General features: G+C 72.5%; 20 protein-coding genes. 16 read left to right on the top strand and 4 right to left on the bottom strand.

Going from position 1 to position 26802, the window contains the following annotated elements; all coding sequences use genetic code 11:
• The first annotated feature begins 269 nt into the window (after positions 1–269).
• The 10 genes from ACIODU_RS16570 (at position 270) to ACIODU_RS16615 (ending at position 12199) form a co-directional block, all read left to right on the top strand.
• Positions 270–2561, top strand: coding sequence for a glycoside hydrolase family 3 N-terminal domain-containing protein (locus tag ACIODU_RS16570; RefSeq protein ID WP_356423389.1), 2292 nt, complete (start codon positions 270–272; stop codon positions 2559–2561).
• Positions 2562–2814: 253 nt separating this feature from the next.
• A complete protein-coding gene (locus ACIODU_RS16575; RefSeq protein ID WP_401768105.1) occupies positions 2815–5355 on the top strand; it encodes a glycoside hydrolase family 3 N-terminal domain-containing protein in 2541 nt (846 codons plus the stop codon).
• A gap of 72 nt (positions 5356–5427) precedes the next feature.
• Entirely contained in the window at positions 5428–6324 is an 897-nt protein-coding gene (locus ACIODU_RS16580) for an aminotransferase class IV (protein ID WP_356423395.1), read from the top strand.
• A gap of 13 nt (positions 6325–6337) precedes the next feature.
• Entirely contained in the window at positions 6338–6871 is a 534-nt protein-coding gene (locus tag ACIODU_RS16585; RefSeq protein WP_401768107.1) for an NUDIX hydrolase, read from the top strand.
• Positions 6861–7142: a hypothetical protein gene (locus tag ACIODU_RS16590; protein WP_401768109.1), complete on the top strand. Its 282-nt coding sequence runs from the start codon at positions 6861–6863 to the stop codon at positions 7140–7142. Before ACIODU_RS16585 ends, ACIODU_RS16590 begins: the two co-directional genes overlap by 11 nt.
• A gap of 55 nt (positions 7143–7197) precedes the next feature.
• Positions 7198–8469: an FAD-dependent oxidoreductase gene (locus ACIODU_RS16595; protein WP_401768111.1), complete on the top strand. Its 1272-nt coding sequence runs from the start codon at positions 7198–7200 to the stop codon at positions 8467–8469.
• A 61-nt stretch (positions 8470–8530) separates the two neighbouring features.
• On the top strand, positions 8531–9535 hold the full coding sequence (locus ACIODU_RS16600; RefSeq protein ID WP_356423406.1) for an ATP-binding cassette domain-containing protein: 1005 nt from the start codon (positions 8531–8533) through the stop codon (positions 9533–9535).
• Positions 9532–10425 carry an ABC transporter permease gene (locus tag ACIODU_RS16605; RefSeq protein ID WP_401768113.1) on the top strand — a complete coding sequence of 298 codons (894 nt, stop codon included), beginning with the start codon at positions 9532–9534 and terminating at the stop codon, positions 10423–10425. The genes ACIODU_RS16600 and ACIODU_RS16605 overlap by 4 nt, the downstream gene beginning before the upstream one ends.
• A gap of 3 nt (positions 10426–10428) precedes the next feature.
• Positions 10429–11334: an ABC transporter permease gene (locus tag ACIODU_RS16610; RefSeq protein WP_401768115.1), complete on the top strand. Its 906-nt coding sequence runs from the start codon at positions 10429–10431 to the stop codon at positions 11332–11334.
• 1 nt (position 11335) lies between these two features.
• Positions 11336–12199 (top strand): HAD family hydrolase, encoded by an 864-nt coding sequence (locus ACIODU_RS16615; RefSeq protein WP_401768117.1) that lies wholly within the window; start codon positions 11336–11338, stop codon positions 12197–12199.
• 43 nt (positions 12200–12242) lie between these two features.
• Here ACIODU_RS16615 and ACIODU_RS16620 read toward each other — a convergent pair whose 3' ends face one another.
• Entirely contained in the window at positions 12243–14213 is a 1971-nt protein-coding gene (locus ACIODU_RS16620) for an alpha/beta hydrolase family protein (RefSeq protein ID WP_401768118.1), read from the bottom strand.
• A 137-nt stretch (positions 14214–14350) separates the two neighbouring features.
• Here ACIODU_RS16620 and ACIODU_RS16625 point away from each other — a divergent pair, with 137 nt between their 5' ends.
• Positions 14351–15604 carry an MFS transporter gene (locus ACIODU_RS16625; RefSeq protein WP_401768119.1) on the top strand — a complete coding sequence of 418 codons (1254 nt, stop codon included), beginning with the start codon at positions 14351–14353 and terminating at the stop codon, positions 15602–15604.
• 232 nt (positions 15605–15836) lie between these two features.
• Here the strand turns inward: ACIODU_RS16625 and ACIODU_RS16630 are convergent, their stop codons facing one another.
• Positions 15837–18845 (bottom strand): type I polyketide synthase, encoded by a 3009-nt coding sequence (locus tag ACIODU_RS16630; RefSeq protein ID WP_401768121.1) that lies wholly within the window; start codon positions 18843–18845, stop codon positions 15837–15839.
• A 152-nt stretch (positions 18846–18997) separates the two neighbouring features.
• On the opposite strand from ACIODU_RS16630, the gene ACIODU_RS16635 reads away from it, so the two are divergent.
• The 3 genes from ACIODU_RS16635 (at position 18998) to ACIODU_RS16645 (ending at position 22790) form a co-directional block, all read left to right on the top strand.
• Entirely contained in the window at positions 18998–20182 is a 1185-nt protein-coding gene (locus ACIODU_RS16635; RefSeq protein WP_401768123.1) for a cytochrome P450, read from the top strand.
• A gap of 79 nt (positions 20183–20261) precedes the next feature.
• Positions 20262–21473 carry an acetyl-CoA carboxylase biotin carboxylase subunit family protein gene (locus ACIODU_RS16640; RefSeq protein WP_401768125.1) on the top strand — a complete coding sequence of 404 codons (1212 nt, stop codon included), beginning with the start codon at positions 20262–20264 and terminating at the stop codon, positions 21471–21473.
• A 63-nt stretch (positions 21474–21536) separates the two neighbouring features.
• Complete coding sequence (locus ACIODU_RS16645; protein ID WP_401768126.1) at positions 21537–22790, top strand: ATP-grasp domain-containing protein; 1254 nt, start codon at positions 21537–21539, stop codon at positions 22788–22790.
• A gap of 140 nt (positions 22791–22930) precedes the next feature.
• Here the strand turns inward: ACIODU_RS16645 and ACIODU_RS16650 are convergent, their stop codons facing one another.
• Complete coding sequence (locus ACIODU_RS16650) at positions 22931–23821, bottom strand: glycosyltransferase family 2 protein (protein ID WP_401768128.1); 891 nt, start codon at positions 23819–23821, stop codon at positions 22931–22933.
• Positions 23818–24657 (bottom strand): glycosyltransferase family 8 protein, encoded by an 840-nt coding sequence (locus ACIODU_RS16655; protein WP_356423434.1) that lies wholly within the window; start codon positions 24655–24657, stop codon positions 23818–23820. The genes ACIODU_RS16650 and ACIODU_RS16655 overlap by 4 nt, the downstream gene beginning before the upstream one ends.
• Before the next feature lie 204 nt (positions 24658–24861).
• Between ACIODU_RS16655 and ACIODU_RS16660 the strand changes: the two genes are divergently transcribed.
• Positions 24862–25752 (top strand): TauD/TfdA dioxygenase family protein, encoded by an 891-nt coding sequence (locus tag ACIODU_RS16660; RefSeq protein ID WP_401768283.1) that lies wholly within the window; start codon positions 24862–24864, stop codon positions 25750–25752.
• Between the two features lie 69 nt (positions 25753–25821).
• Complete coding sequence (locus ACIODU_RS16665; protein ID WP_401768130.1) at positions 25822–26730, top strand: UTP--glucose-1-phosphate uridylyltransferase; 909 nt, start codon at positions 25822–25824, stop codon at positions 26728–26730.
• Positions 26731–26802 lie beyond the last annotated feature (72 nt).

Genomic DNA, 26802 nt, shown 5'->3' on the forward strand with positions numbered 1-26802 from the left:
CCTACATACTTACCACTAGGTCGGTATTGGGCTACCGTGAGTCGGAGTGGCCTGAGCAAGCCGTTCCGACCCGGGAGACCACCGACCATGACCACGACCGCGGTCTGCCCCACGCCTGACCCGGTGACCGGCGAAGGACGACGACCACCGACGTCGCGGGGCTCCCCCACCGGGTCCTTCCGCCGCGGACACGACGTGAAGCGGTACCGCCGCCGCCGCGTCCGGGTGTCCGCTCGACACACCCATTCGACGTTGTGAAAGGAACTGCTGTGGGCTCCTTGCCGCCCTACCTCGACCCCGGACTGCCCGTCGCGGAGCGGGTCGACGACCTCGTCGGTCGTATGACCCTGCCCGAGAAGGTCGGTCAGATGCTCCAGTTGAACGCCAAGGACGGGGTACGGGGCCTCATCGAGGACATGTACGCCGGGTCGATCCTCCACGCCTCGCCCGAGCGCGTCCTCGAAGCGGCCGAGCTGACCGACCGGACGCGCCTGCGCATCCCGCTGCTCGTCGCGGAGGACTGCATCCACGGGCACTCCTTCTGGGAGGGCGCCACGATCTACCCGACGCAGCTCGGCATGGCCGCGACCTGGGACCCCGACCTGGTGGAGCGCATCGCCAGGGCCACGGCCGTCGAGGTCGCCGCGACCGGCGTCCACTGGACGTTCTCGCCGGTGCTGTGCATCACCCGCGACCTGCGCTGGGGCCGCGTGAGCGAGACGTTCGGCGAAGACCCGTTCCTCATCGGCGAGTTGGCCTCCGCCATGGTCCGCGGCTACCAGGGCGACGGGCTCGCCGACACGACGGCGATCCTCGCCTGTGCCAAGCACTTCGCCGGCTACTCCGAGACCCAGGGCGGCCGGGACGCCAGCGAGGCGGACATCTCGCGCCGCAAGCTGCGCTCGTGGTTCCTGCCCCCGTTCGAGCGGGTCGCACGCGAGGGCTGCCGTACGTTCATGCTCGGCTACCAGTCCATGGACGGCGTGCCGATCACCGTCAACGACTGGCTGCTCAACGACGTCCTGCGCGGCGAGTGGGGCTACACCGGCACGCTGGTGACCGACTGGGACAACGTCGGCCGCATGGTGTGGGAGCAGCGGGTGTACGCCGACCACGCGCAGGCCGCCGCCGCGGCGGTCCGGGCGGGCAACGACGTGGTGATGACCACGCCCCAGTTCTTCCAGGGCGCGCAGGACGCGGTCGCGGCCGGCACGCTCCAGGAGGCGGAGATCGACGCGGCCGTACGGCGGGTCCTGACGCTCAAGTTCGAGCTGGGGCTCTTCGAGAACCCCCGGCGCCCCGACGCCGCCCGGCAGGCCGAGATCATCGGCAGCGCCGGGCACGCCGAGCTGAACCTGGAGGCGGCCCGCCGCTCGCTCGTCCTGCTCACCAACGACGGCACCCTCCCGCTCGCCGGCGGGTTCCGGGCCGGCGAGGAGGGCCGCGCCGTCGCCGAGCCCGGCGCCACGCCCCGTACGGTCGCCGTCGTCGGGCCCAACGCCGACGACGCGCAGACCCAACTCGGCGACTGGGCCGGGTCGTCGGGTCAGGCCGACTGGCTGCCGGACGGCCAGCCGCGCGACATGATCCGCACCGTCCTGGACGGGTTCCGGGAGCACGTGCCCGCCGACTGGACCGTGTCGTACGCGCGCGGCGCCGACATCGTCACCGTCGGCCCGGACCCTGAGGGGGAGTTCTTCCCCGACGGGCAGCCCCGGCCGCACGTCGTGGTCCCCGTGGAGCCGGACGACGCCCTGATCGCCGAGGCCGTCGCCGCGGCCGAGGCCGCCGACTACGTCGTCGCGGTGGTGGGGGACCGGATCGAGCTGGTCGGCGAGGGCCGGTCGACCGCCACCCTCGAACTCATCGGCGGACAGGTCGCGTTGCTCGACGCGCTCGCCGCCACGGGCAAGCCGCTCGTCGTCGTGGTGATCAGCTCGAAGCCGCTCGTCCTGCCGCCCTCCGCGCTGGGCGCGGCGGCGATCCTGCACGCCTTCAACCCGGGCATGCTCGGGGGCCGCGCGGTGGCCGAGGTGCTCCTCGGCCTGGTCGAGCCGTCGGGGCGCCTCCCGATCTCCTTCGCCCGGCACGCCGGCCAGCAGCCCACGTACTACAACCAGGTGCGCGGCCAGCACGGCAGCCGGTACGCCGACCTCACCCAGAGCCCGGCGTTCGTGTTCGGCGAGGGCCTTGGCTACACGACCGTCGAGTACTCGGACCTCAAGGTGCTCACGACCACCCTCGGGGCGGCCGACGCGGTGCGCGCGCGGGTCGTGGTGACCAACACGGGCAGCCGTCCCGCGCTGGAGACCGTCCAGGTGTACGTCAGCGACACCGTCACGTCCGTCACCTGGGCCGAGAAGGAACTGAAGGCGTACCAGCAGGTGTCCCTCGCACCGGGCGAGTCGCGCGAGGTCTTCATCGAGCTGCCCGTCTCCGCGTGCACCCTTGTGGACGCCGGGGGCGACCGCATCGTCGAACCGGGCGCCTTCGAGCTGCTCGTCGGCCCCTCCTCCCGTGAGGAGGCGCTGCTCCGGGCGGGCTTCACGGTGGAGGGCTGACCCGCTTCCGGCGGCCCCCTTCCCGGCGCGGGAAAGGGGGCCGCCGATTCGGCGTGCCCGGCACTCCGCCGCAGGTCAGAGCGCTGGTGAACGGGGCGGATGCCCCAAATGAGCTTTGTACAAACAAGATTGACAAGGCATCAGTCGAATGCGAGGGTTCATCCGCGTCGAGCCCGAGCCGGTCAACGAGGACCGCGATCCGTCGGGCGGCCCCCGGTATCGCACGGCGTTTCCGCACGTTTAGGAGAAGTACGTGAACCCATTGACGCATCTCCCGGCGTGGCCGTCGTTACGGTCCGACATCGCCCCCGACCCGGCGCTGGAACAGGCCGTCCGCGGCATCCTCGCGCACATGACGGTCGAGGAGAAGATCGGGCAGATGATCCAGCCCGACCTGGTGGAGCTCACCGCCGAGGACGTACGGACGTACCGGATCGGCTCGGCCCTGAACGGCGCGGGGCGCTGGCCCGGCGGGGACCGGCGGGCGGGCGCCGGGGCCTGGGCCGAGACCGTCGGCGGCTTCTGGGAAGCGGCGCAAGAGGCGTACAAGGACCGCCCGTTCACGATCCCCTTCATGTGGGCGAGCGACGCGGTGCACGGCCACAACAACGTGCACGGGGCGACGATCTTCCCCCACAACATCGGTCTCGGCGCGGCACACGACGCGGACCTGATCCGGCGCGTCGGCGCGGTCACCGCGCGCGAGATCGCCGCCACCGGCATCGACTGGACCTTCGCCCCGACGGTCGCCACCCCGAGGGACCTGCGCTGGGGCCGCTGCTACGAAGGCTATTCCGAAGACCCCGAGATCGTGCATGTCTACGCGCGTGCGATGGTCGAAGGCCTCCAGGGCGACGCCGAGGGGCTGCGTACCGACTCCCGGGTCATCTCCTGCGTCAAGCACTGGGTGGGCGACGGCGGCACCTTCGGGGGTGAGGACCGGGGCATCGCGCGGTGCAGCGAAGATCTCCTGCGCAACATCCACGCCATGGGCTTCTTCTCCGGCATCGAGGCCGGCTCCCAGTCCGTGATGGTCTCCTACAGCGGGTGGGAGAGCGAGGACCGGTCCGAGGAGCGCGCCCACGGCAGCGCCTACCTGATCACCGACGTCCTCAAGAACGCGCTCGGGTTCGACGGCATCGTCGTCGGCGACTGGGACGCCCACCCGTACGTGGACGGCTGCTCCCAGGGCGACGCCGGGAACGTGATCAAGGCCGGGGTCGACATCCTCATGATCTCGTCCCGCGAGAAGTGGCAGGCCGTCTACCGCGACGCGCTGGCGCGCGTGCACTCCGGCGACATCCCGATGTCGCGTATCGACGACGCCGTCCTGCGCGTCCTGCGGGTCAAGATGCGAGCCGGGCTGTGGGACAAGCCCAGGCCCCAGGACCGCTCCCTGGCGGGGCGGCAGGAGATCCTGGGCGCTCCCGAACACCGGGCGCTGGCCCGGGAGTCCGTACGGAAGTCGCTCGTGCTGCTCAAGCACGAGAACGCCGTGCTGCCCCTCGCCCGTACCGCGAAGGTCCTGGTCACCGGGAGCGCCGCCGACGCCATCACCAAGCAGACGGGCGGCTTCACCGTCACCTGGCAGGGTGACGACGTCACGCTGGACGACTTCCCCGGCGGGGCAACGCTGGCGGGTGCCGTCGCCGAGGTCGTCGGCGACGGCCGGTGCACGGTCGACCCCCTCCTGGACCACGCCGACGTGTCCGAGCACGACGTCGTCGTGGTCGGCATCGGCGAGGACACCTACGCGGAGATGCTCGGGTCCATCAGCCCGTGGCACACCGTCGAGTACGCCGCGCTCAAGCCGTCCTACGCCCGCGACCTGGAGATCCTGCGCGAACTGCGCGCCGCGGGCGCGACGGTGGTCACGGTCCTGTTCAGCGGCCGTCCGCTCTATGTGACGGAGGAGATCAACCTCTCCGATGCCTTCGTGGCGGCCTGGCTCCCCGGACCGGCCGCGCAGGGCATCACCGACCTCCTCTTCGCCCCCGCCGAGGGGGAGCAACCGTACGACTTCCAGGGGCGGTTGAGCTTCAGCTGGCCGCGCGGCCGGCGTACGACGACCTCGCACCGCGTCCCGCCCCACATCCCGGACTACCAGGTGCCGCCCGGCGAGGAGGAGCCCGTCGGCAAGCACGCGCCGCTCTTCCCGTACGGGTCGGGGCTGACCCTGCGCGGCCCGGCCCCGGCGGACGGCCCGGGGCCGTACCCGCTGCCGCTGGACGAGGACGACGACGCCCCGCCGGCCGAGCTGTTCACCGGCGACACACTGGTGGTCGGGCCCGGCGACCCCGCGTACCTCTTCGAGGTCAGCGCCACCGCCAACGGACCCCAGCCGATCCCCTCGGACGGCCGGCACGAGACCGTCTTCGTCACGACGGAACCGGTCGCGACGCCGGGCGGGCGCGACGGGGTGTCCCTGACCTTCAAGGGCACCAGGACGTTCGTGTACGCGCAGGCCCACGGAGGCCGGCCGGCCGACCTGCGGGACCTGGTCGCGCGGGACGGGTCGCTGTCGTTCGACGTACGGGTGGTCGAGCCGCCGACCGATCCGTTCCACCTGGCCTGCCACAACGACTATCCGCGGCAGCCCGCACTCGACATCTCCGCCCGGCTGGCCGCGCTGCCCGCCGGCGAGTGGACGCGGATCTCCGTACCGCTGTCCGAACTGGCGGACGCGGGGATCGACTTCGCTCATGTCGACGTGCCCTTCCTGGTCTGTACGGAAGGAAAGGCGCGCCTGGAGATCAGCGGGATAGAGCTGGCGGCCGCGCCGCGGAACGCCTGAACGACCGTACTGCCGAACGACCGCACTGCCGAACGACCGAACGACTGAACTACCGAACGGCTGGGGGAAGTCATGGGTGACAGAGTCATGTGGTTCAACGGATCCGTCGTGCCCTGGGAGGACGCACGGGTCCATGTCTGGGACGAGTTGGCGCTGCGCGGCGCCAACGTCTTCGAGGGAATGACGGCGTTCTGGGACGCGGAGCGTGAGCACCACCTGATGCTCGCCGCCGAGCAGCACGTGGACCGCCTCTTCAACTCCGCCCGCATCGCCGACATCCCGGCGCCCGAGACCCGGGACGAGGTCTTCGCCGCACTGGCCGAGGTCGCCTCCCACCACCCGGGGAAGGACGTCTACCTGCGGCCGACGTTCTACGCCGCGCGCGGCCGGTCGACCCTGGCGCCGGAGAGCGAAGGGGCCATGTACATCGGGGGATTCGAGTTCGCCCCGGTCGCCCCGCCGCAGGTACGTGCCGTGGTCAGCGCCCACCGCCGCTTCGGCGGACCCATCGGTCCCCTCGCCAAGTCCGGCGGATCGTACCTGGACTTCCGGGTGTTCGAGCGGGAGAGGACCGAGCGGGGCGCCGAGCACATCTTCATCCTCAACGAGGACGGCCACGTCGCCGAGGCGGACGGCGCCGCCATCCTGATCGTCCGCGACCGGGAGATCGTCGTCCCGTCCGTGGACACCGGCGTCCTGGACTCCATCACCAAGCGCATCCTCCTCGACATCGCGCGCGACCTCGGCCACCAGGTGACCGAACGCCGCGTCCTGCGCGAGGAGTTGTACGACGGACAGGTCCTCCTCGCCGGGACGCTGCTGGGGATCCGCCTGGTCGACAGCACGGACGGCGTCGCCCCCCGCGACCCGAGGGCGACCGACCGGGCCCGCGAACTGGCCGCCGCCTACGACGACCTGTGCCGGGGCGGGCATCCCCTGTCCAAGACCTATCTGACCCCGCCGGCCTGAGCCGGTGGGGGCCATGCGTGAGATCGGAAGCGAGACGGTCCACCGCAATCCCTGGTTCTCCGTCCTGCGCAAGCGGTACGAGGACGGCCTGGGGGACCGGCACGCGTACTTCATGGTCAGCAAGCCGGACTCCGTCCTGGTGGTCGTACGGCACGAGGACCGCTTCGTCGTCGTGGACCTGCCCCGGCAGACCTTCGGCGGCGCGCGCAGCGTCGAATTCCCCCAAGGGGGCATCGAGGCGGGGGAGTCACCCGAGTCCGCCGCACGGCGCGAGGTGCTGGAGGAGACCGGCCTGCGGGTGACGGACCTGCGGCACCTCGGGACCTTCGCCGAGAGCAGCGGCTTCTCGACCACCTCATGCCACGCGTACAGCGCGCGGGCCGTCGCGGAGGCCGGCGCCACGGAGCGGGATCCGTTCGAGGAGAGCATGACGGTACGGACGCTGTCGTGGCCGGAGCTGCGCCGGCTGGCCCGCGAGGGCGGCATCCAGGACTCCGCCACACTCGCCGCGCTGGCCCTGGCCGAGGTGCTGAACGATGACCGTTGACACCATGGAGATCGCGGTCTCGCTCTTCATCGACGTACGGATCAGCCTCGTCAGCGGGAACGTGGTGGCCCGGCACCCCGGCGCGTCGTCGGACGCGCAGGACCGGCTGCTGCTGGCCGGGCTCGGTCCGCTGCGCTCGGTCACGCGGCGCGGCAACACCGGTCTGCTGCTGGAGACCGCCCGGGGCGAGCACTGGCTGGTGGGCCTCTCGGAGGCGTCCGGGCTGGTCGCCTCGGTCGAACACGTCAACCCGTTCGCGGACACGGCCTAGACGGGGCGGACCCGCCCGGGCCAGGTCGGTGCCCGAATCCAGGACAGGGACAACAGTGACACGCAGCTATGACGTCGTGGTCGCGGGTGCGGGCATGGCGGGAATACTCACGGCACTGGGACTGACCGCACGCGGCGCCCGGGTGCTGTTGGTCGAGGAACGGCGGCTCGGCGGCGGCCAGTCGGGGCAGTCGCACGGATACCTGCACCGGGGCTACGCGTTCGGCCCGAACGAGCCGCGCCTGCCGCTCCTCTTCGACCGCGCGCGGGACCACTGGCGCGCTCTCACGGCCGGTCTGGCGCCGGTCACGGCGGGCTCGGTGGTGTCGTTCTCCAACCCGAACGCGTTGCGCCGCGCCCAGGAGCACTGGCAGGCGGCCGGCCTCCCGGTCCGCCCCGTGGAACCGCCGCCGTGGCTCGGCGACGGCTTCGTCTCCTCGTTCCGGAGCGAGGAGGAGACGTACGACTTCGGCCCCGTCCTGCGCCGCCTCGGCGAGCTGACCGCTTCCACCGGCATCGACCTCGCGCGGGGCAGCATCAGCCGGACCGCCGGCGAACCGGGCGGTGTGATCAGCGAGTTGGTCCGTCCGGACGGCGTGACGGAGACGATTGCGAGCCGCGCCGTGGTCGTCGCGGCCGGCGCGGGCGCGCCCGGCGTCCTCGCCCGCTCGGGGCTGCCGCCCGTCGTGCGGTGCAGGAAGTCCTTCATGCTGGTGCTGCGCGGGCACCTGCCCGTCATCAGCGCCGTCTTCCCCGAGCGCGAGGAGCACGGACTCTTCGTCGCGGGCCGGACGGGGCACGAGGGCGGGACGACCTGGCTCGTCTCCGACTTCCAGTCGTTCGACAGCGCGCGGGGCGCCGGGGGACAGCTGGCCGGGTGGTGGGCGCACCGCGTCCTGTCCACCCTGCGCGGGGTCGTCCGGCCGGGCCCGCTGGCGGGCGTGCGGCTGATATCCGGGTACGCGGCGGTCAAGTCCGGGCTGCTGCCGAGCAGCGGCACGGTGGCGGACGAGTTCAGCCACGACTTCCTCGGGGGCCGGGCGGTGGTCGTCAGCCCGTCGAAACTGACGCTCGCGCCCCTGGCCGCGGAGAGCGCGGTGAAGTCGGTGTCGGGGGTGCTGGGGATACCGTTCACCGGCGTCGAGTGGGACCGCGTGACGGCGCCCGTGTCGTCGCCCCCGTCGCCGCCGGGCCCGGCCCCCGCCGACTCCGTACTGGTCACCTCCGCAGGGGAGTTGTGGGAGACCGACCTGCACGCCCTGAAGGACCCCGACCTCCTCGGTGACCTTCCGGGCATCGCCGCGCTCAGCTCGCTCTACGCCCACTGAACCACCCTGCCCAGTGAACCACCCCACCCACTTCACCCACCCCCCACCGAAAGGAACCGTAATGCCGCACGAATCGGCGGCCATCGTGACGCGTGGCCTGACGAAGACGTACAAGGTGAGGCGCCCGACCACCGGGCGCCTCGCCACGTTCAGGTCGCTCATGAGCCCGGCGAGGGACGAGCGCACCGTGGTCTCCGACCTTGATCTGACCGTCGGCCGGGGCGAGTTGGTGGGCCTGCTCGGCCCCAACGGCGCCGGCAAGTCGACGTCCATCAAGATGCTGACCGGGATCCTGACCCCGACGTCCGGCGAGGTGTACGTGGACGGACGTGTCCCGCACCAGAACCGGGCGGACAACGCCCGGTCGATCGGGGCGGTGTTCGGGCAGAAGACCCAGCTCTGGTGGGACCTCCCCGCCCGGCACTCCTTCGGCCTGATCCAGGACATCTTCGACATCGCCCCCCGCGACTACGAGCGCCAACTCCACGACGTAGACCAGGTGTTGGGCATCTCCGAGTTCTGGGACACACCGGTACGGCTCATGTCGCTGGGCCAGCGCGTCCGCTGCGACATGGCGGCCGCCGTCCTCCACGACCCCGCGATCCTCTTCCTCGACGAGCCCACGATCGGCATGGACGTCGTCGCCAAGGAACGTACCCGCGCCTTCCTCCTCCAGCAGGTCCACGAACGCGGCCGGGCGGTCGTCCTCACCACCCACGACATGACCGACGTGGCCCGGCTGTGCGAGCGCGTCCTGCTGATCAACCACGGCAGGCTGGTGTTCGACGGGACCCTCGACCGCATGAAACTCCAGTACGGCGCGGGCCGGACGGTCAACGTCACCTTCGGGGAACCGGTCGCCGAGGTACGGGTGGCGGGCGCGCGCGTCCTCTCCCACGAGGGGACCCGCGCCACACTCGCCCCCGAGGACGGCCACACACCGGAGGACGTGGTGCGTGCCCTGATCGCCGGGTTCCCCGTGGTCGGCATGACCGTGGAGGAGACCGACCTGGAGGAACTCATGCGGAACGCCTACGAGGCCAAGAACGAAATCCTCGTCCCGTGAGCGCCGCGGTCACCACCGAAGCGAGCGGCGGCCGGGCGGACGGCAGGCCCGGCGGCGGGCGCGGCGGCGGGCGCGGCGGCAGACCGGGCGGCGGACGCGCCTGGCGGATCTGGCGGATCGTGCCGCTCTACCAGACGATCGCCTACCGGGGCCGGTTCTTCCTCGCCCCGTTCATGATGGGCGTCCAGGTCTACCTGTACTACCTGCTGTGGACGGCCGTCTACCAGGGCAAGGAGTCGGTCGCCGGACTCGACGTCCACCAGGCCGTCACGTACGCGGCCCTCGCGATCCTCGTCGGGCGGATCCGGTGGAGCAACCGGATGGTCACCAAGGACAACCTGCCGCAGCGCACCCGTGAGGGCACGGTCATCTACTGGTTCCTCCGGCCGATCTCACCCGGCCGCTACTACATGTACCGGGCCGTCGGCGACATGGGGTACGGCGCGATGTGGGCCCTCGTCGGATACCTCATCGCCCTCGCGACCGGGGTCATCCGGCCGCCCGCCTCCGCCACCGTCGGACTGGTCTTCGTCGTGAGCCTCGTCCTCGGGCAGATGATCCTCTACTACCTCGGCCAGCTCGTCGACCTCGCCACCTTCTGGCTGACCTCCAACAGCGGCCTGACCCGCATGTACAGCTTCGTGCAGGACCTTCTCTCCGGGGTGTTCGTCCCCCTGTGGTTCCTGCCGGGCTGGCTGCTCACCACGGCGTCGGTGCTTCCGTTCGCCGCCACCATCAACGTGCCCATCTCGATCTACGTCGGCCGCATCCCGCTCGCCGACGCGCCCGAGAACCTGCTGCGCGAGGTGTGCTGGGTGGTCGCTCTCGCCGTGCTGACCAAGTTCGTCTGGTCGCGTGCGGCCCGGCGCGTCACCTCACAGGGAGGCTGAACCATGACCACCACGGTCAAGGCGCCCCGGCCGGCCGGGCCGCCCGCCGGGCCGCGCGGCGGCACGAGCGCCGGTGCCGGTGCCCGCGCCCGCGTCCGCCGGACGGTCCGCGTCACGCGGATCATCCTGCGGACCACCGCGGTCAACATCCGGGGACGTCTCGAATACCCCGGCGACTTCGCGTTCGAGATCATCTTCGGCATCCTCTGGCAGACCTCGACACTCGCCTTCGCCGCCGTCCTCATCACCCGCTTCGACGGTCTGGGCGACTTCCCCAACGGCGGCGTCCTGCTGATCGTCGGCATGCGGCTCATGTCGCACGGCCTGTTCACCATGGTCTTCGGGAACCTCTCGGACCAACTGCTCGAACTGGTCGAGGAGGGCCGGGTCGAGGGCTACTTCCTCCGCCCCATGTCCGTCCTCACCCAGATCCTCATCAGCCGCTTCAACATCAACGCCCTCGGTGACTTCTTCGTCGGCGTCACCGTGTGCGCCATGGCCGTGGCCCAGGCCCCCGTCGACTGGACCGCGGGAGCCGTGCTCTACCTCGGCGCCGCGATCGCCGGCGGGGTCTTCCTGGAGGCCGCCGTCCAACTCCCGCTGGCCGCGCTGCTGTTGCGCTCGCCGTTCGCCCACGGGGTGGGCAAGTGGATCGACGACATCATGGCGACGATCGGCAACTACCCGCTGTCGATCCTGCCCGTCGTGCTGCGCGGGATCTTCACGTACCTCCTGCCGCTGGCCTTCGTCGCGTACTTCCCGGTCCTCGTCCTGCTGGACAGGGAACCGGACCACGGGCCGCTCGCCTGGCTCGCCCAGTGGTCGCCGGCGGTGTGCGTCCTGCTGTTCCTGGTCGCCAAGCGCTTCTGGAACTGGAACCTGCGCCACTACCAGAGCAACGGAGGCTGACATGACCGGCGCGCGACCCCGTACCCGAGCGACGGAGGCCGAAGTGACCGACGCCGTGGACCCGTTGCCGTACACCCTGATCGCCACCGACCTGGACGGCACGCTCCTGCGCTCCGACCGTACGATCGGAGCGCGGACCCGGGCCGCCCTCTCCCGCGCCACCGAGCGGGGCGCGCGGCACATCGTCGTCACCGGCCGGTCCGTCTCCTGGACCCGGCACGTCCTCGCGGACCTCGGGTACACCGGGCTCGCGGTCTGCGGGCAGGGCGGCCAGGTGTACGACACCGCCGCGCACCGGCAGTTGACGTCCGTCACGCTGGACCGGCGGCTGGCCCGACGGGCGGTCGCCCTGATCGAGGCGGAGACGGGACCGCTGACCCTGGCCGCCGACCGGGCGGGACTGGACGGGGTGGTGGTGGCCGCGCCCGGCTATCTGCACGACCTCGCAGGGGAGACCCCGCTCGTCCCGGACGCGGACGAGGAGGAGCTGTGGGCGCACCCCGTCCGCAAGTTCTACGTCCAGCACGCGACCCTCACCGAGGACGAGCTGGCCTCGGTCGCGGTACGGGTCGCCGGGGACCTCGTCGGGATCGTCAAGGCGGGCCCCGGCGAGGTGGAGCTGCTGCCGAAGGGCCTCACCAAGGCCACCGGCCTCGCCTTCGCCGCCCACCGCCTGGGCCTGGGCGGCGCCGACACCATCGCCTTCGGGGACATGGCGAACGACATCCCGATGCTCGGCTGGGCGGCGCACGGGGTGGCCATGGCGGGCGCGCCCGCCGAGGTGAGGGCGGCGGCCGACGAGGTGGCCCCGGGCAACGACGAGGACGGGATCGCGGTGGTCCTGGAGCGCTTCCTGGACGGGTGAGGCCCGGGGGCCGTACGGCGGATCCCCCGTACGGCCCCCCCGCTTACGAGGACGCCGCCGGAAGGGACGGCGTGAAGCCGAACACGTCGCCGTACAGCTCCAGTTCGGCGTGGAGCGCGGTGATGGTGTTGCCCGCCTTCCGGAATCCGTGGCCCTCGCCCTCGAAGCGGAGGTAGCGGCACTCCCCGCCGGTCTCCGCGATCCGCTCCGCCATCCGCAGGCTCTGCGCCGGCGGGCAGACGCGGTCGTCCAGCCCCTGGAGCAGGACGAACGGCGCGCGGATACGGTCGGCGCCGGCCAGCGGGGAGCGCCGCTCGTAACGGTCCTTCGCCTCCGGCCAGGGGCCGATCAGCCCGTCCAGATACCGCGATTCGAAGTCGTGCGTCCCGCCCGCGCTCCAGATCACCGGGTCGAGCAGCGGATAGTAGATCCCGGCGGCCGCGTACAGCTCCGGCTCGGCGCACAGCGACGCGGCGGCCGTCCAACCGCCTGCGCTGGCGCCCCGGATGGCGAGCCTGCCCGCGTCGGCCAGCCCCTCGGCCACCAGCCCCCGGGCCACGGCGGCGCAGTCCCGCACGTCCGTGACCCCCCAGTCGCCGCGCAGCCGCTCCCGGTAGGCGCGGCCGTAGCCGGTGGAACCGCCGTACTGCACGTCCACCACACCGATGCCCCGGCTGGTGAAGAAGCCGATCTCCTGGTTGAGCACCAGCGGCGTGCCGCTCGTCGGGCCCCCGTGCACGAAGACCACCCACGGCGGGAGTTCACCGTCGGGCCCGGTGTGGGTGGGGCTGTACGGCGGGTACACGTGCGCGTACACGTCCTGGCCGTCGTCACCGCGGAAGGCACGGCGGTACGGCGTGGTCGCCCACGCGTCGAGCGCGGTGCCCGAGGGCGGCCGTACGACCCGCACACTGCCGTCCGCCGGGTCGGCGAGGACCACACTGCGGCGCTGCCGCGGCCCGGCGCAGACGGCGGCGACGCGCCGGCCGTCGGTCGCGAGCGAGAACCACTCCGCGCCCGCCCCGGCGAAGCCCTCCGGGTCGGTGAGGGTGCCGTCGGGGGAGAGGATGCCCAGCGTGCGGGTGCCCGTGCCGTGCACGACGGCGAGCGTGCCGTCGCGCAGCGGGAGGCACCAGCGCAGCCCGATCCGCCACAGCGCGTCGCCGAACTCCTCCTCGCGCGGGCACAGGGCGCGCAGGAGGCCGCCGTCCGGCGCGAGCTCGTGGACGTTCCACCACCCGTCCGGGTCGGCGAGCGCGTACAGCGTGCCCGAGCCGTCGGCGGCCCACTCCGCCTGCGTCACCGCCAGGCGGTCCCCGACGAGGACGGCCGGCTCGCCCAGGGTGCCGTCGGCCCGGATCGCGGCTCCCATGAGCTCGGTGGCGTCCCACGGCATGTCCGGGTGGTTCCAGCCCAGCCACACCACCCGGTCGCCGCCCGGCTCGACGCGGGGACCACTCATGAAGTGGTGACTGGCCGCCAACTCCCGTACCCGCGAAGGGTCGTCGGCCGCGCTGCCGTCCAGGGGCAGCGCCACGAGGTGGCGGGTGACCCGGGTGCCCTCCTCGTCCTCGACCCGCTCGCGCAGGCACCAGACCTCGTCGCCGCGCACCGCGAAGTCGGCGTGGCGCAGCTCGGCCTGCCAGGCGCCGGGCGGGCTGAGGGGCACCGGCTCCGTCCCCGGACGCCAGAGGTGCACACGCTGGTCCCCGGCGTGGGTGAAGACGACGCCGTCCTCGGGGCGGCCGGAGACCGCGAGCCAGGGGCGGCCCCCGTACTCGATCACCCGGGTCCGTACGTCCCAACCGCCGCCGGGCAGCGCCTCCTCGGGGCCGTCGGGACCTCCGCGCATGAGGGCGGCGCGGCCGCCCTCCTCCGGCAGGGCCTCGGTCCACCACACCTCGTCCCCGACGAAACCCACCCAGTCGAGCTGGGCCTCGCCCCGGGCGACGTCGGCGGCGCCGAGCGGGGACGGCCAGCTTCCGTACGGTGCCGTCCGATGTCCGTGTGCCATGTCCTGCCTCCCGATTGACAAGCTTGGCAAGATATTGACACTGTGTCGGGCATTCAGGCAAGCGATGCCATCAAGGAGTTGATCGACATGGCGGAACGCGCTCTTTCCGTACGGTGGGTGAAGGCGGGGGACCGGCCATGACCCCCCGGCCGGGGACCCTCAGCCCCCTCGACGCGCCCGCGGTGCCGGCCCCCCGCCGCCTGCGCTCCGCGCTCTCGCTCGACCATCTCTTCGGCAGCCTGGGCCTGTTCACCGTCTTCCCCGTGCTCGGCCTGCTGCTCGCCGCGCGGGCGCCGGGGTCCGGGACCGCCGTGGTGGGCGCCGGGCTGTTCTGCTACACCGCGTCCGCCGGGCTCGCCGCCCTCGCCCTCAACCGGTGGCTGCACCGGGTGGGATACCGCACCGGGATGGCGGGCGGGGTCCTGCTCTCCGCCGTCGCCTTCGGCTCGCTGCCGTACGCCGGCACCGCGTGGGCGCTGTGCGCGCTGCTCGTCCTCGCCGGTACCGGCGTGAGCGTCCACTTCACACTGTCCCGGGTGCTCATCGCCGAGGTCGTGCACGACAGCATCGGGCGGAACCGGATCTTCTCCCTGTTCCAGATAGCCGTCAACGCGGGCGCGACGCTGGGGCCGTTCGTCGCCAACCTGCTCTACACGGACTCCGACCCCCGGCTGCTCATGGGGTTCGTGGCGCTCTGCTACCTGGCGGCCGGCGCGGTCATGCTGCCCGGCATCCCGTCCCACCGCAGGCCGCCCGCCACCTCCGGCACGTGGCCGGTGAGCAGGGCGGTCCTGCTGCGGGTCGTGCGGACCCCCGCCATGCTGCGGCTGGTGGTGGTGAGCACCCTGGGCACCTTCGTGTACGCCCAGTTCTACTCGGCGTTCGCGCTGTCCGTGGGCCGGGACTTCGAGTCGGCGGCGGCCCGTTCGGTGCTGATCGCCGCGCCCGCCGTGTCGATCGTCCTGTTCCAGACGGCGGTCACGGCGCTGATCAGCAAGCTGATGGCGGCGGGGAAGACGCCCTTCGCCGTCCTCGGCCGCGCCAACATCCTCTTCGGCGTGTCGATGCTGCTGCTCGGGGTGGGCCTGCCGCCGCTGTTCGGAGCGGGGGTCGCGGTCCTGGTGTTCGCCCTCGCCGAGATGATGTTCGCGCCGATGATGAGCACCGCGTTCGCGGGCCTCGGGGTGGGCTCCAGCCTGGAGGTCATGCACCTGCGGCAGGTCTGCTGGTCCACGGGGGAGGCGCTGGGGTCGCTGGCGGGCGGGTCGCTGTTCCTCATGCTCCACGACGCTGGCGAGGCGTGGCTGTACTGGGACGTGCTGGGCGTGGTCACGCTGGTGTGCACGGGGCTGCTGGCGTTCCTGATCCGGCCGGGGACGGCCCGTACCTGACGGGGCAGCCCTTCGGACGACACCTCAGGACCCCACTCCCCCTCCGGCACCGGGTTTTCCCGGCGCCGGAGGGGGAGTCGGCGTAGTCGGCGTGCCGTCGGAGCAGGGGACGACGACGGCTCCTGTCAACGGTGGCGGTCCTGGGCGGCCTCCTGGTCGGCGACGCCCAGCCGGACCCGGGGGCCGCCGTCCTCAGCGACGCCCAGGTCCGGGCCGGGCTGCCGGTCCGGGTTCAGCTTCGGACGACCGGCCGGTCGAGGAGGCCGAGGACGATCTCGGTCTGACGGCCCAGCGTGCGGCCGATCAGGAGGTCGCGGAGTGATACGGAGACCCCCAGCCGCAGCTTGATCCGGCGCGCCAGATGCGTGGTCGCCAGCGAGTCGCCGCCCAGGTCGAAGAAGTCCGCGTCGGCGGTGAGGCCGGTGTGGCCGAGGAGGTCGGCCCAGAGCCCGGCGAGGACGGCCGCGGGGTCCTCCGCGGGGGCCGGCGCCTCCTCGGTCCGTACGTCCGGCAGCTGTCCGTTCGCCGTCGCCGTCGCCGTCGTCGCCGCGTCCGGCGTCCGGCCGGGCGCCCCCGGGAGCGCGGCCTCGCGGGGACGGGCCTCCGGGGCCATCCAGCGCGGCCCGGCGAACGCGTATCCCGGCAGGTGTACGCGGCGTCCCGGGCCGCTCAGTGCCGTCGGCGCGAGCGGCAGCCCCTTCGCCCAGAGCGTGCCCAGGGCCGTCAGGACCTCCTCGCCCGGCCGGGCGGTACGGCCCGGGGACAGCGCGACCGGTGTCAGCCCGGCGGCGACGGCCAGGGCCGACAGCACCCGCCCCGGGCCGACCTCCACGGCGACCGCTCCCGGGAAGCGCCGCGCCAGGGTCTCCATCGCCTCGGCGAACCGCACCGTCCCGCGCGCCTGGGCCACGAACCGGTCCGCGGTGATCCGGGCGCCCGCCGGGACCAGCTCCCCGGTGGCGTTGGCCGCGAACGGCAGCACCGGCCGCCGCAGGGTGATCCCCGCGAGCGCGGCCGACAGCGGCGCCAGCGCGGGCTCGACGAGCGCCGAGTGGAAGGCGTGGCTCGTCCGCAGCCGCGTGGTGGGCACGCCCGCGCCCAGCCGGGTACGGAACGCCTCGACGGCGTCCTCGGTGCCCGCCACGACACAGCTCTCCGGGCCGTTGTGCGCGGCGAGTTCGAGCTCCGGCCCGCTCTCCGCGAGCAGCGTACGGAGCGACGCCTCGTCGCAGCCCACCGCGAGCATCGCCCCCGGCGGGCAGTCCGCCATCGCCCGGCCGCGTACCGTCACCAGACGGGCCGCGTCGGCCAGGTCGAGCGCGCCCGCGACACAGGCCGCCGTGATCTCACCGAGGCTGTGACCCGCCACGGCGGCCGGGGCGACACCGAGGGCCCGCAGCGCGACCGAGGCCGCGTACTCCACGGCGAACAGGGCGGGTTGGGCCAGCTCGGTGGCCTCCAGTTCCGCCGCCGGGAACGACTCGTCCAGCAGCGCGCGGCGTACGACTCCGGCCGTCGCGGGGTCGAACGCGGCGAGGCAGTCCCGCAGGGCGTCCTCGAAGCCGGGCAGCGCCTCGGCGAACGGCCGTGCCATGCCGGGGTGTTGGGAGCCCTGCCCCGGGAAGAGGAACAGCGCCGGGGCCGGCAGGCCGCCCGTCGTGACCTCGTCCCGTACGACCCCCGCGCCGGACGCGAGGCGCTCGGCGATCTCCGCGCCGGTGCGCCCCGCCACCGCCAGCCGTACGGGCAGCTCGGCGCGCGCGGCCGCGAGGGTGAACGACACGTCGGCCAGGGCCGGTTCCCCGACCATGGGACCGAGTGCAGAAGACTCACGCCGCAGATGGCTCCCGAGCCGCTGGGCGGACCGCGCGAGGGCCCCGGGATCGGCGGCGGACAGCAGGACGAGACGACCCGTGTCCTCCTCGCCGCCGGTCTCCGCGCCCCGTACCGGCGGCGCCTGCTCGACGACCACATGCGCGTTCGTCCCGCCGACGCCGAACGAGCTGATCCCGGCCCTGCGCGGCAGCGGCCCCCGCCACTCCCGCGCCTCGGCGGGCACGTACAGCGGTGAATCCTCCGTCTCCAGCAGCGGGTTGAGCCGGGAGAAGCCCGCCACCGGCGGCACCACCCCCTCCTTGACCACCAGCAGCGCCTTGATGAGCGAGGCGACCCCGGCCGCGTTGTCCAGGTGGCCGGTGTTGGCCTTGAGGGCGCCGACCGCGATCGTGCCCGGGCCCGCCCCCGTACCACCGAGCGCCGCCGACGCGGCGGTCCACTCGATCGGGTCGCCCACGCGCGTCCCGGTGGCGTGCGCCTCCAGGTACCCGAGCGACCCGCCGTCCACGTCCGCCGCCGCCAACGCCGCCCGGATGACGGCCTCCTGGCCGTCCACGGACGGCGCGTAGTAACCGGCCTTCGAAGCGCCGTCGTTGTTGATCGCCGTCCCGAGCACCACGCCGTACGGCTCGGGCCCGTCCGCCAGGGCGTCGTCCAGCCGGCGCAGGACCACACAGGCGACCCCGGACCCGGCGACCACCCCGTCGGCGCTCTCGTCGAAGGGGCGGCAGGCGCCGGCCGCCGAGTGGATGCCGCCCGGCACGTGGAGATGCCCGCCCTGCGGGTGCGCGATGCCCGCCCCGACGACGAGCGCCTGGTCGCAGTCCCCGTTCAACAGCGCCTGCACGGCCAGGTGAACGGCGACCAGCGAGGAGGAGCAGGCGGTCTGCACGGCCACCGCGGGGCCGGTCAGGCCGAGTTTGTACGAGAGGAGGCTCGCCATGAAGTCCGGCTCGGTGCCGTGCAGCGCGTCCTCGAGGGTGAGCGGGTCGAGCCCGCCGCCCGCCACCATGGCGCGCAGGTAACCGCTGCTGCTCGCGGACGCGAAGACCCCGGTGACCGAGGTGTCCCCGGGCCGGCACCCGGCGTCCTCCAGTGCCCCCCACGCGACCTCCAGCATCAGGCGGTGCTGCGGGTCCATCATCTCCGCCTCCCGGGGGCTGACCCGGAAGAGCGTGTTCTCAAAGCGGTCCGCGTCGTCCAGATGACCATGGACGGGGACGAAGTCCGGGTCGTCCAGGAGGCTCCGCGGCATCCCGGCGTCGAGCAGTTCGCCACGGGTGTGCCGCCGCGTCAGGACGCGCCCCGCCACCAGGGCGGACCACCACTCCGCGAGGTCCGTCGCGCCGGGAAACCGTGCGGCGAGGCCGGTGACGGCGATGTCGAGAGAACGGTCACGGGACATGCTTCCCCTTCGGTCGCTGGGCGGTGCCGTCCGCGCCGGGGCGTGTCCTGACAGCACTCTGTTGGCAACAGATTGCCTTGACTGTGACTCATGTGGCAACCTATTGCCTCACATTGGACCGTACGTACCACGCGTCCCCCAGGAGCCCTGTCATGACGGTCACCGTTGGCCTGAGGCCAGAACAGCTCGTCGACCCCGGACTGCACGCCACCGGCGACCCCCACGAGGTGTGGCGGTGGATGCGCGCGCACGCGCCCGTGCACCACCACGAGGCGGGGGACCTGCCCGCGTTCTGGTCGCTGACGCGGTACACCGACATCAGGTCCGTCTACCGCGATCCCGGTACGTTCAGCTCCGCGCGCGGTGTCCTGCTGCGGCCCGTGGCCATGGGCGAGGACCCGGGCGGCGGTACGACCCTGGCGCTCACCGACCCGCCGCGGCACAAGGCGCTGCGCGGGCTCATGGCCGACTGGTTCAGCACGCGGGCCGTCCGCGAGCTGGAGGGGTACATGCGGGACGCGGTCCGCGCGGTCCTGGCCCGCGCGGTCGAACAGGGCTCCTGCGACTTCGTCCACGACATCGCGGGCCGGATCTCGCTGTACGTCATCGGCCGCATCCTCGGCGTCCCCCCGGAGGACCACGAGGACCTGTTCCAATGGACGAACGAGGCGTTCCTCGCCCATACGTCGCTGGCCGCGCACCACCGCTTCATGGCGTACTTCGTCGACCTGATGGACCAACGGCTGGAGCACCCCACCGACGACCTGGTCACCTCCCTGGTCCACGGCACGATCGACGGTGAGCCGCTGACCGAGGAGGAGATCCTTCTCAACTGCGAGAACCTGGTCGGCGCGACGGAGAACGGCCGGCTGGCCCTCGCGGGCGGCATGCTCGCCCTCCTCGAACACCCCGGCGAGCTGGGCCGGTTGCGCGAGGACCGGAGCCTGCTGCCGGGCGCCGGGGAGGAGATCCTGCGCTGGACCTCCAGCGCGACCCACAGCATGCGTACCGTCACCACACCCACTGTCGTCCGGGGACAGCGGATCGAGGCGGGCGAGCGGGTGGTCGTCTGGGTGCCGTCGGGCAACCGCGACGAGGAGATCTTCGACCACCCCGACCGCTTCGACATCGGGCGCGCGCCGAACCGGCACATCGCCCTCGCCGCCGGGGAGCACTTCTGCATCGGCAGCACCCTGGCCCGCGCCGAGATGCGGATCCTGCTCACCGAGATCCTCGACACCGTCGGCCGTATCGAGCTGAACGGCCCGGTCGTACGGCTGCGTTCGATCCATGTCGCCGGCCCCGAGAGCATCCCGCTGTCCCTCGCCGGGCGCTGACCATCCCTGTCCACCCGTACCGACAGACCCACAGACCCACAGACCCACAGACCCTCGACCCTCCCCAGGAGAAGCCCAGATGGCCCACCCGCACGTACTCCTGATCGGCTGGCGGCCCGACGCGGTGACCGCCCTCCACCGCCTCGGCGCCGAGGTGACCTGTGTCCTCACGGCGGGCGAACTCGACCGGCGCGGTGACCTGTTGGACGACGCCCACACCGTCGCCGTGCACGACCCGTCCGACACCGAGTCGACCCTCGCGGGCCTGGTCCGCCACGGGCTGGACGCCGAGCGGTTCGACGTCGTCACCAGCCAGTTCGAGTTCACCCTGGTGAACGCGGCGGTGCTCGGCGGCGCCCGCAGCCCCATGAAGCCCGTGGACGCGCTGGCCCTGCGCGACAAGGACCTCCAGAAGCGCCGCATCCGGGCCGCCGGCATCCCCGTGGCCGACTCCCGGGTGATCGTCCGCCCCCGCGACCTGGCCGGCTTCCCCTCCGTACGCGGCGTGCTCAAACCGCTTGCCGACTCCTCCACCCGGGGCGTACGGACCTGGCACAGTCACCCCGAACGGGAGGAGATCGCCCGGCAGTTGGCGCAGGACAGTGTCGGCGCGCCCTGGCTCGCCGAGGAGTGGGTGGACGGCGGGGAACTGCACATCGACGGCGTGGTGCGCGACGGCGAGGTGGTCTTCACGTCCGTCGGGCGCTACCTCCAGAACGTCATCGCGATCCGCGAGGGCGGGATCGTGGCGTCCGTGATGCAGCACCCCGAGGAGTGCCCGGACCTCTACACCCGCGCGCAGGCGGTCGCCGGACGGGTGATGACGGCGCTGGGACACCACGACGGGGTGTTCCACCTGGAGGTCTTCGAGCAGGGCGACACCCTCGTCTTCGGGGAGTGCGGCGGCCGGATTCCGGGCGGGTCCTTCGACGAGATGATCCGCCTCCAGCACGGCGTCGACCTGCACGACGAGTGGGCCAGGTCGGTCCTCGGCCTCCCGTCCGCCGCGACCCCGACGGCCGCCGCCACCCGGTTCGGCGACGTCTTCCTCGCCACCGCCCCCGGCCGCCTCGTGTCCCGCCCGGCCGACGACGAGGTGGCCGCCCGGGACGGCGTACGGTACGTGTCCCTCCAGGCCCGGCCCGGTGACCTGCTGGCGGACGCGGCGCAGGCGTCGAGCGTCTTTGCCGGGACGGCGGTGGTCGAGGGCAAGGACGAGGCGCACACGGCGGACCGCATCCGCCGGCTGGCGGGCTGGTTCGCGGAACAGAGCGTGCTCACCTCGCCCTGAGACGCCCGACTGCCTCTGTCCACAGACGACTTGACCCCGTCCGGCCCTCATTCAGGAGCATCCATGACCCCTCTCCCTCCCCACCTGCTCTTCGTCGGCGGGGCGAGCCCGCTCGCGTCCAGCCTGGACATCGTCACCGCCGCGCTGACCCAGGCGCGCGCCCGGGGGATCCGTACCCATGTGACCGGCAGGAGCGAAGTACTCGCCGCGACCCCCGCCGTCACCGAACTGGCCGACGACGTCTCCCCGGTCGACCCGGACGATCCGGTGCTGTCCGAGGCCTGGGCCCGGCAACGCCTCGCGGCCGGCGACACCTTCGACCTGGTCCTCGGGCTGCGGGACCCCGTACAGCTCAGTGTCGCGCGGTGTGCGGCGGCCGCCGGCGCCCCCGGGAACACACCGGAGGCCGTCCGGCGCGTGCGCGACAAGGACGCCTGCCGGGCCGCCCTGGCCGCCGCCGGATTCCGGCAGCCGCGGGTAGGGCTGTGCGCCGGCCTCCGGGAGGCGGAGGCGTTCCTCGCGGAGTCGTACGGCCCCTGGGTGGTGAAGCCGCGGGACGGCATGGGCAGTGTCGGGGTACGGAAGGTGACCGGGCCCGCCGACCTGCCGCGCGCCGTGGAGGAACTTCCCACCAGCGAGCCGTTCCTCGTGGAGGAGTTCGTGGAGGGAGCGGAGTTCAGTGTGGAGGGCGTCCTCCTCCGGGACGGCCCCAAGGTGCTCGCGATCACCGCGAAGGAGAAGCTGCCGCCGCCGTACTTCGTGGAGATCGGCCATGTGCTTCCCGCCGAACTGCCCGACTCCGTACGGCGGGAGGTGGAGGACGAGGTGGTCCGCGCGCTGACGGCGCTGGACCTGCGCTTCGGCGTCTTCCACGCCGAACTGTGGGTGACGGACGCCGGGATCGTCCTCGGCGAGGTGCACACGCGCCCCGGCGGCGACTGGCTCCACCTGCTGCTGTCCCACGCCATCCCCGGCCTTGAGCTGTTCGGCCTGCTCTACGACGACGTGCTGGGACGCGACCACGTCCGCGACCTCACCCCGACCCGCGCCGCCGCCGTCGCGTTCCTCGCCCCGGAGCCGGGGCGGCTGGTCGGGGTGACCGGCTGGGAGCGGGTCCTGGCCCATCCGGCCGTCCTGCGCGCGGAGTTGGGCGTGGTGCCGGGGGACGTCATCGCTCCCGTACGGAACTCCGGCGACCGGGCCGGATTTGTGGTGGTCGGCGCGGCCACGCCCCGCGAGGCGCGGGAGCTGGCGGCGGAGGTGACGGCCCTGCTGTCGTTCGAGGTGGAGCCGGCGGCGGTGGCGGTGGCGCACTGACAGCGGCGGGACCGCTCCTCAACTGCCGTGCACGGGAACGCCCCGGGGAGTGCGCCGCCTCCTGTTCCGTACGGTCCGCTTTCCGTACGGAGAGGTCGGCGCCCTGCCCGGGGCGGCCAGTCGGGGTGCGGGCCTCCCGGTCAGCCCGCCTCCCGGCGCCCCGTCGCCGCCCGGGCCGCGTCGAACTCCACGTACTGCCGGCTCAGGGTCGCGGCCAGGTCCGCCCAGCCCGTGTAGTCGCCGTACTCCAACGCGCAGCGCTGGAAGTCCAGTCGGGGATCGTCCACTTTCAAACGGCCCTGGTGGGCCGCCACATGGTCCAGGAACGCCCGCGACTCGTCGATGATCTTGGCGTTGTTGATGTGCCACTCCCCGGAGGAGTACGCGGCCACCCGCCTGGCCAGCCGCTCGCGCGCCGAGGCGGTCCACTTGAAGTGGTGCACCTGCGCGTACACATGCTCGGCGGGGGCGCCCCGGCCGGTCCAGCTGTTGTGCTGCCCGTACCCCAGCTCCACCCGGCCCCGGGCCAGCGGCACCTTCGTCGGGCGGGCGCCCATGAGCCGCAGGGTCACCAGGCCGGCGAGCGGGTACTGCCGCCACAGCGGCACCGAGCCGTACGGTTCGGGATCGGGGAAGGAGCCGTCGGCGGCCACCCGGTCGAGGAACGCCCCTTCCACGTAGTCGAATCCGTGCCGCTCGCAGTGGGCGACCGTCTCCTTCAGGGAGTCCGGGTAGACCTGGAACTCGTCCAGGTCGGCCACCACCCACCAGTCGTCGGGGTGTTCTGCCATCGTCTCGCGGATCAGCCGCGGGTTGAGGTGTTCGTGCCACGGCCCGACGCTGAGCCGGGTGAAGTCGTGCCCCGCGTCCCGGACAGCCTCCACGGACGACGCGAGGGTGGGGTCCAACCCGCTCTCCACATGGCGGATCACGTGGAACGCCTCGACACCGAGCCCCTCGTAGTGGGCCAGCATGTGCGGCAGGAGCGAGGTGTCCCCGCCCACGACCGACACCAGGCGGACGACGGTCACGACGAACCCGTCAGGGCGAGCACCGAGGAGTACTCCTCGTACAGCCGCCGCAGCGCGTTGTCGGGGAACACGTCCCCCCACGGCTTGTCCCCGCCGATGAAGTGGATGATCCCCTCACGGCGTGTCAGGTAGTCGAGCCGGCCGCTGCCGAAACGCCCGTGGACCGGGTGCTCGATGAGCTTGTTCCACTTGTCGGGTACGGGCGTCCAGCGCTCCGCGTACAGGTAGTTGAGGATGTCCTGGTCGAGCGTCGGGATGTCCTTCCCGTACGTCCGGTAGATGTCCAGGGACCGTTCCGTGGTGTTCTCGGCCCGCCACCGGTCCATGTCGATCAGCAGCACCCCCGCGTTGAAGTAGCCGGGCGGTTTGGCGCCGGTCTGGCTCAGGCTCGCCCGCTCGCCCAGGGTCAGCACCCGGGCCGGCGCCACCTCGTTGATCACGGCGCCGATGGTGTTGCCCGCCAGGTCGTACCGGTACAGCTCCGTCAGGTCGTCCAGCACCAGCGTGTCGACGTCGAGGTAGATGACCCGGCCGATGTCGCGGGGCACGACGTCGCCGATGTGCAGCCGGTGCAGGGTGGCGGCCGTCCAGTGTTTGCGCGGGGTGGCCATCTCCAGGCGGTCGGGGACGGTGTACAGGTCCACGTCCCCCACCCGGCCCAGGGCGTCGGCGAGGAAGCGCCTGCCGTCGGCCCCGAGTCCCGAGTCGATGACGTGGAAGGCCGGGCGGCTGCTCGTGTCGCGCAGGCCGGCCCCGATCGAATGGGCCACCACGGCGGCCGCGTCGACGTAGTTCTGGTCCACCGCGAACACCACGTGGAGATCCTGCTGTCCCATGACCGCTCCTCGGCTTCTCGGGGGTTCGTGATCGCCACTCTACGAGCCGCGCCATGCCCTGGCAATGTTCTGCCTCAACTTGGCACAATGGCGCGACCCTGGCGGCTCGATACCGTTGCCACGTTGGGCAATGGCTGGCAAACTTGCCGTCGGGCACCCCGCCCGCCCTTCCCGAGGACCGTCAGAAAGGCGTGCACCGTGACCATGACCCACCTGCCCTTGACCGACGTGGGGATCGTCCCCCTGGCCGGCGGTATCGGCGCCGAACTCACCGGGGTGGACACGGCAGGACCGCTCGCGGACGAGACCGTCGCGCAGGTCCGCCGCGCCCTCCTCGCCCACAAGGTGGTGTTCCTCCGCGGCCAGCGGCTGGACTACGACAGCCAGGCCGCGTTCGCCCGCCGGTTCGGCGACCTGACCCTGGGCCACCCCGTCTACAGCGCCCCCAAGGACCGCCCCGCCGTACGGGAGATCGACTCCCGCGCGGGCACCCGCGCCAACCACTGGCACACCGACCTCACCTTCGTCGAACGCCCGCCGGCCCTCGCCTTCCTCCACAACAAGGTCGTCCCGCCGGTGGGCGGCGACACGATGTGGGCGAACACCGTCGCCGCGTACGAGAGCCTGCCCGAACCCCTCCGCGCGCTCGCCGACCGCCTGCGGATCGTGCACAGCAACGACTCCGACTACACCGACGAGACGGTCGCGGCCCGCGCGGAGTACATCTCCACGCTGTACGAGACCGAGCACCCCGCCGTCCACGTGCACCCGGAGACCGGCGAGCGGTCGCTGCTCCTCGGGGGCTTCGCGCGCCGCGCGGTGGGCTTCGGCCCGCAGACCTCGCGCGACCTGATGCGGATCCTCCAGGAGTACGTGGTCCGGCCCGAGCACACCGTCCGGTGGACCTGGCGCGTCGGCGACCTGGCCATCTGGGACAACCGCGCGACCCAGCACTACGCGATCCACGACTACGGCACCGAGGCCCGCCGCGCCGAGCGCTGCACGGTCGTCGGCTCCGTCCCGGTCGGGACCGACGGCCGCCCCAGCGTGACCGTGAGCGGGGACACCTCCACGTACAGCGCCGGTGTCGCCTGAGCGTCCGCCCGCCGGACCGGGCGCCCGCCCTTCGAACCGAGCCTCCGCCCGTCGAACCGAGAGGGTCCCATGACCACGACGATCCGCAGGGCCGTCATTCCCGCCGCCGGCCTGGGCTCGCGCCTGCTGCCGCTGACGAAGTCGACACCGAAGGAGATGCTGCCCATCGGTGACAAGCCCGTCATCGAACACACCGTCAGAGAGCTGGTGGCGTCCGGCATCACGGACATCACCATCGTGGTCTCCGGGGGCAAGGGCATGATCCAGGAGCACTTCCGGCCCAACCCCGCCCTCGCCGAACAGCTGCGCATCGACGGCAAGCCGGCCTACGCGGACGCGGTGGAGGACGTCGCCGAGCTGTCCCGGCTCGGCCACATCACCTACCTCGACCAGCACGGCCCGTACGGCAACGGCACCCCCGTCCTGAACGCGGCCCGCAACTTCGACAACGAGCCGATGCTCGTCCTGTGGCCCGACGACGTGTTCGTGGCGGAGGTCCCGCGCGCCCAACAGCTCATCCGGGCCTACGAGACGACCAACAGCCCTGTTCTCGCCCTCATCCCGATGGACCCCGCCGACTCCCGCCGCTACGGCGTGCCAGTGGTCGCGGAGGACCTGGACGACGGGCTGCTGCGGATCACCGGCCTGGTCGAGAAGCCCAAGCCCGAGGACGCGCCCTCCGCGTACGCGGCCATCGGCGGGTACGTCATCACCCCCGCCATCATTGACGAACTGCGCGAACAGACGCGGTGCTGGCACGAACACCGCACCGGCGAGATCTACCTGACCGACGCCATCAACGCGTACGCACGGCGCCACGCGGCGTACGGGCAGGTGATGCGCGGGACGTGGTACGACACCGGCAACCCGCTGGCGTACCTCACGGCGCAGTTCGCGGTGGCGCTCGCCGACCCCGAGTACGGCCCGCACCTGCGCCGGCTCGCGCGGGACCTGGGCGGACCCGGGAGCGTCGTCTAGGGGGGTGTCCGTTTCGGGCGGCGGGGCTCCGGGACTGGCCGGTTCCGGCACGGCGCGTTCGGCCCCGTTGAC

This window comes from Streptomyces sp. NPDC088261 (genome assembly GCF_044740805.1).
Classification (GTDB): Bacteria; Actinomycetota; Actinomycetes; order Streptomycetales; family Streptomycetaceae; genus Streptomyces.

What these genes read in the sequence shown, in the direction of transcription:
- ACIODU_RS16580 (WP_356423395.1), top strand. Translation starts at nt 5,428, where the DNA reads ATGGGTGACAGAGTCATGTGGTTCAACGGATCCGTCGTGCCCTGGGAG.
- ACIODU_RS16585 (WP_401768107.1), top strand. Translation starts at nt 6,338, where the DNA reads ATGCGTGAGATCGGAAGCGAGACGGTCCACCGCAATCCCTGGTTCTCC.
- ACIODU_RS16590 (WP_401768109.1), top strand. Translation starts at nt 6,861, where the DNA reads ATGACCGTTGACACCATGGAGATCGCGGTCTCGCTCTTCATCGACGTA.
- ACIODU_RS16600 (WP_356423406.1), top strand. Translation starts at nt 8,531, where the DNA reads ATGCCGCACGAATCGGCGGCCATCGTGACGCGTGGCCTGACGAAGACG.
- ACIODU_RS16610 (WP_401768115.1), top strand. Translation starts at nt 10,429, where the DNA reads ATGACCACCACGGTCAAGGCGCCCCGGCCGGCCGGGCCGCCCGCCGGG.
- ACIODU_RS16615 (WP_401768117.1), top strand. Translation starts at nt 11,336, where the DNA reads ATGACCGGCGCGCGACCCCGTACCCGAGCGACGGAGGCCGAAGTGACC.
- ACIODU_RS16620 (WP_401768118.1), bottom strand. Translation starts at nt 14,213, where the DNA reads ATGGCACACGGACATCGGACGGCACCGTACGGAAGCTGGCCGTCCCCG.
- ACIODU_RS16625 (WP_401768119.1), top strand. Translation starts at nt 14,351, where the DNA reads ATGACCCCCCGGCCGGGGACCCTCAGCCCCCTCGACGCGCCCGCGGTG.
- ACIODU_RS16630 (WP_401768121.1), bottom strand. Translation starts at nt 18,845, where the DNA reads ATGTCCCGTGACCGTTCTCTCGACATCGCCGTCACCGGCCTCGCCGCA.
- ACIODU_RS16635 (WP_401768123.1), top strand. Translation starts at nt 18,998, where the DNA reads ATGACGGTCACCGTTGGCCTGAGGCCAGAACAGCTCGTCGACCCCGGA.
- ACIODU_RS16640 (WP_401768125.1), top strand. Translation starts at nt 20,262, where the DNA reads ATGGCCCACCCGCACGTACTCCTGATCGGCTGGCGGCCCGACGCGGTG.
- ACIODU_RS16645 (WP_401768126.1), top strand. Translation starts at nt 21,537, where the DNA reads ATGACCCCTCTCCCTCCCCACCTGCTCTTCGTCGGCGGGGCGAGCCCG.
- ACIODU_RS16655 (WP_356423434.1), bottom strand. Translation starts at nt 24,657, where the DNA reads ATGGGACAGCAGGATCTCCACGTGGTGTTCGCGGTGGACCAGAACTAC.
- ACIODU_RS16660 (WP_401768283.1), top strand. Translation starts at nt 24,862, where the DNA reads ATGACCCACCTGCCCTTGACCGACGTGGGGATCGTCCCCCTGGCCGGC.
- ACIODU_RS16665 (WP_401768130.1), top strand. Translation starts at nt 25,822, where the DNA reads ATGACCACGACGATCCGCAGGGCCGTCATTCCCGCCGCCGGCCTGGGC.